The 3,480-nt window shown below is 34.0% G+C and carries 4 protein-coding genes; 1 reads left to right on the forward strand and 3 read right to left on the reverse strand.

What is annotated here, in order from left to right; translation table 11 throughout:
* Positions 1–93: 93 nt before the first annotated feature.
* The 3 genes from BLQ00_RS17130 to BLQ00_RS17140 all read right to left on the reverse strand — a co-directional run bounded on the left by BLQ00_RS17130 (position 94) and on the right by BLQ00_RS17140 (position 1,563).
* The gene (locus BLQ00_RS17130; RefSeq protein WP_093145541.1) at positions 94–555 is read right to left on the reverse strand and encodes an HAD domain-containing protein; all 462 of its coding nucleotides are present in this window, start codon (positions 553–555) and stop codon (positions 94–96) included.
* The gene (locus BLQ00_RS17135) at positions 548–853 is read right to left on the reverse strand and encodes a hypothetical protein (RefSeq protein WP_093145542.1); all 306 of its coding nucleotides are present in this window, start codon (positions 851–853) and stop codon (positions 548–550) included. Before BLQ00_RS17135 ends, BLQ00_RS17130 begins: the two co-directional genes overlap by 8 nt.
* A gap of 230 nt (positions 854–1,083) precedes the next feature.
* Positions 1,084–1,563, reverse strand: a complete 480-nt coding sequence (locus BLQ00_RS17140) for a helix-turn-helix domain-containing protein (RefSeq protein ID WP_093145543.1) — start codon at positions 1,561–1,563, stop codon at positions 1,084–1,086.
* 672 nt (positions 1,564–2,235) lie between these two features.
* Between BLQ00_RS17140 and BLQ00_RS17145 the strand changes: the two genes are divergently transcribed.
* A complete protein-coding gene (locus BLQ00_RS17145) occupies positions 2,236–2,439 on the forward strand; it encodes a hypothetical protein (protein ID WP_093145544.1) in 204 nt (67 codons plus the stop codon).
* Positions 2,440–3,480 lie beyond the last annotated feature (1,041 nt).

The following is a 3,480-nucleotide window of genomic DNA, read 5'->3' on the forward strand; positions in this document are numbered from 1 at the left end:
AGCCTATGGCATCTCAAAATCAAGAATACCGTATGATAAAAATTATGTTTCAAAATTAAACTAGAATTAGTTGTTTTTTAGCTCAGTTCTTTGTTAGCTACAGTTTTTTATTCTTTCGGTCGCTTCTTTCAATTTCTCTGAATTAAATCCTTTTGTTAATTCGGTTAAAATCAGCCTTTCTTTTATTCCGCTTTCTAATCCGTTTAATGATTTGTCATCATCGATAATCAGGAAGTCAGACACTTTAAATTCCGTTATGAATTTCAGGACTTCTTCTTTTCGGTTTCTACAATTAGTATATTCAGGTAAAAACCCAAAGATTTGTTTTTTTATTCCACGATTTTTAAAAATCAGATTAAATTCAGTCAAGGTTTTCACAGTTCGTCGTGTTGAACTTAACCAAATATCAAATTCCGCAAGAGTGAGAAGTCTGTTTAAGTTTTCAACACAAGATTCATTGAATTCAGAATATCCATCAGAATGAATTCGGTCGGCTTTCCAAGACGGATTTGTTATTAAAACACCATCTATATCCAAGATTAAAATTTTATTCAATTTGATTGTTTTTAGGACACTGTTCCGAAATCCATTTTTCCCATTTTTCAATATCTTTTTGCGTGACAACTATATGTCGAATTAAATTCCCTCCATCGTCTTGATTTAAAATGCCAGAGGTTGATTCTACAACCTCGATGTTACGAAATATTTCATCTGTTAAACGAGATTTTTTATCATTTGGATTACTAAACTCTTTTAAATAGGCAAGACTTTCTTTAAATTCAGGATAGCAATTGTCCTTTTCTTTACAAGAAAATAAAATGAATATTAATATGATTGCGAATGTTTTTTTCAAATTGTAGCTAACGTGTTATATCAATCATAAAGGTAATCATATCCGGCAAAACTCGCTTGATAATAGTACATTTAAGTGATCTTATCAGTTATAAAACTAAGGCTTATTTATCATTTATTATTACGGAAATCCGTAATTTCCTAAAATTAATTGGGGAGAGAATTTTTCTGTGCTACAGCAAAAAACATTAAATGTAAAAAAAAAGGTTTTAGTTTTTTATTGAAACAGTCTCATTTTTTTTTATAAAAATTCAAACGCCCTTTCTTTCTTATTTTTAAGGCTGATTCCTCAACTTTTCTCTTTAAGATAACCGATACAACAGACGTTTTTGTTTGAATTTTATAAATAGCAGCCAATTCTTCTACAACATCGTTAGCAGTCCGTTCAATATTAAAAAAATCAGTTTCTAAAAAACTATCTATTCTTGGGGTAAGTCTAGTTTTTTCTTTTCTTGGGAGTGAAAGTTCAAATAGAGGTTTAATAGAAATTGATATATCTAGCACTTCTTTAGGGTGTATATTAATAGCTAGACATACTGCGATAAAATTAGAAAAATACGTTTCCTTACCATTCTCTATATTTCTTATAGTAGGTGCAGTTAAGCCTGTCATCTCTGCTATATCTTCGGGTTGTAGTCCTATTTCTAAACGGTGTTTTTGTATTCTTTTACCTATAGTAGCTAATAGCTTTTCAATAGTAGTATCAGTCATAGGTTAAAAAGAACAATATGTGTAACAACAAAAAATATATTTAAATTTAAATTTGTTGTTAAATAGATATTTTTTATATATTAGCATTAATATTTAAATTTGCGATTCTTCTAAAGCAAAACATTAGAAGCATTCGCTTTGAGTCTCGAACAGAAAACTGGTAATTTTTAGCAACGAGATAATAAGCAGCTTGCTCACGACCCGGGCGTGGGCTCTCTTATTGTTGCACGGTATACCAGTACCTCTGTTCAGTAAGTTGAGTTCCGCGCCTTTTTGTATGGGCTTCGGTCAATCCTCCCCATCCTCAACTTCAATCAAAGCCAATCGGTTCTACTTGCTGTAGTATTTCGCATGCAATCAGTGTAATGAAAAATCAAGCCTATGAGATAATGAGAACCCTAAAAATGGGTAAAAAAAAAAGACCCTCTCCAATGTTTTCGACAACTCGAGGAGAAGGTCAGTAGTGAAACAATACATAACACCTAACCATAGCAAAATTATGAAAAATAAGTACAGGCATTACTATGTCTTACCAATAACTTTTGCCCTCTTTTGGGCACATCACTCCCCAGTTTTTTCTCAAAACAGCCCATCAAAAAGTATAAAGGGCACAATAACCAAAACCGATAGCCCCCTCCGTGGCGTCAAGTTCTGGTAAAAAAAAATAAAAATATGAAACCCAAAACACCAATACAACCCTATTCCCAAAGCGTAGAATACCCATCGAAAAAATCGAAGCAGGACGACGCAGGAGGACGCGTTTTTTTGGATGGGGGTTTGAAAGCCGGCACGGATATCAAAATTCCCCAGCGTGGGGGTCTTTTTCTTTGGTTCGTTTCTTTTGGACAAGCAAAAGAAATGAACAAACACTCTTAAAACCCCAAAAATAGCATCATTACCAAATCAACAATCACTAATCACAAGTAACAAATCACAAATCATCAAAAAAAAACCACTTATGAAACAGAAAAGAACTCAGAATACAACGTCAGCATTCCGGCATCAGAAACCATTTCGTAAAATTCAAGAAAGCGAAACGTAAAGCGCTTTCCACTGTTTGAGCGAGGAACCGAGCGAGTTTGGAAAGTGTAGTGAAGCTGCCGTAGAATTTAGAAATGATTTCTTAAGCCTAGCGTTTTTTGTTTCTTTTTTGGGCAATGCAAAAAAGAAAAGAAGAAGTAAAATGAAACCCTAAAAACAGCATCATTTCCTAATCACTAATCACAAGTAACAAGTAACAAATAGCAAGTCACAAACCACAAATCAAAACATTAAAATGAAATCCAAAACCCCAATACAACCCTTTTTCCCAAAGCGTAGAATACCCATCGAAAAAATCGAAGCAGGACGACGCAGGAGGACGCGTTTTTTTGGATGGGGGTTTGAAAGCCGGTTACGGATTTCAAAATTCCTCAGCGTGGGTGTCTTTTTCTTTGGTTCGTTTGTTTTGGACAAGCAAAAGAAATGAACAAACACTCTTAAAACCCCAAAAAATAGCATCATTTCCTAATCACTAATCACAAGTAACAAATCACAAATCATCAAAAAAAAACCACTTATGAAACAGAAAAGAACTCAGAATACAACGTCAGCATTCCGGCATCAGAAACCATTTCGTAAAATTCAAGAAAGTGAAACGTAAAGCGCTTTCCACTGTTTGAGCGAAGAACCGAGCGAGTTTGGAAAGTGTAGTGAAGCTGCCGTAGAATTTAGAAATGATTTCTTAAGCCTAGCGTTTTTTGTTTCTTTTTTGGGCAATGCAAAAAAGAAAAGAAGAAGTAAAATGAAACCCTAAAAACAGCATCATTTCCTAATCACTAATTATGAAGCACCAATCACAAGTCACTAATCACCAGTCACCATTTCCCAGCGAGGGTGTCTTTTTCTTTGGTTCGTTTGTTTTGGACAAGCAAAAGA

The organism is Ulvibacter litoralis (assembly GCF_900102055.1).
Taxonomy (GTDB): Bacteria; Bacteroidota; Bacteroidia; order Flavobacteriales; family Flavobacteriaceae; genus Ulvibacter; species Ulvibacter litoralis.